This is a genomic window from Paenibacillus dendritiformis, from assembly GCF_015845845.1.
In the GTDB taxonomy this organism is placed as follows: Bacteria; Bacillota; Bacilli; order Paenibacillales; family Paenibacillaceae; genus Paenibacillus_B; species Paenibacillus_B dendritiformis_C.
Genome location: NZ_LDIG01000288.1, coordinates 1 through 1,100, shown reverse-complemented (window position 1 = coordinate 1,100; position 1,100 = coordinate 1). Strand labels below are relative to the sequence as shown.

General features: G+C 50.5%; 1 protein-coding gene. It reads left to right on the top strand.

Annotated features, from left to right (window positions below):
* Positions 1-1,100 (top strand): IS256 family transposase (locus ABD76_RS27905; protein ID WP_197260135.1); only part of this gene is annotated, 1,100 nt, incomplete at both ends.

The following is a 1,100-nucleotide window of genomic DNA, read 5'->3' as shown; positions in this document are numbered from 1 at the left end:
AGCGCAGGTGACCGAACAGTTGGATGCAGAACGTTATGAGCGGGCAGAGGAGCGCAAGGGATATCGAAATGGGACATACCCGCATAAGCTCACAACACGTGTAGGCACACTTACGCTTCATATTCCACGTATCCGGGATGGCAAGTTCTCTACGGATTTATTTGCCCGATACCAACGAAGTGAGCAAGCTTTTGTATTAGCCTTAATGGAGATGGTTGTCAATGGTGTCTCTACTCGCAAGGTGTCGCAGATTACCGAGGAGCTGTGTGGCGCCGAATTCTCAAAGTCTACGGTGAGCGAGTTATGCAAGAAGCTCGATCCCATCGTACAAGCTTGGAGCCATCGTCCACTTGGTGACAGTCAGTTTCCATTTGTGCTGGTAGACGCCATGTACTTGAAGGTACGTGAAGACGGTCGTGTACGCTCTCGTGGACTTCTGATCGCAACAGGAGTCAATACCGACGGAACACGAGAAGTGCTTGGGCACATGCTCGGCGATTCGGAATCGGAAGAGACGTGGGGGGCCTTCTTCCAGGAACTGAAGCAGCGCGGGTTACGGGGTGTGGATTACATCGTCTCGGACCAGCATGGCGGGCTTGTGCGTGCGATCCGTCAGCATTTTCAGGGGGTAACATGGCAGCGATGCCAGACGCATTTTATACGTAATGTGCTGGACGCAACACCAAAAAGTATCAAGGAAGATGTGCACCGTGCCATCCGAGGCATTTTAGATGCTCCAGACTTGGAGACAGCTCGGCTATTGCTGAATAAAACGTTGGAGACCTACAGCGAGAAAGCAGAGCGAGCTATGCGTATATTGGAGCAAGGTTTCGACGATGCTACGGCGGTAATGTCGATTCCAGAGAAGTACCGCAAGCGTCTGCGTACGACGAACAGCCAAGAGCGTTTGAATGAGGAAGTACGACGTCGTGAGCGTGTGATTCGTATCTTTCCAAACCGCGATTCTGCATATCGATTACTTGGAGCCTTGCTAATGGAGATAGATGAAAAGTGGAGCAATGGCCGAAAGTATCTGGATATGACGGATTATTTGGAGTGGCGAAAAACGAACGTAAAAACCGAATCCAAAATTGTGCGAT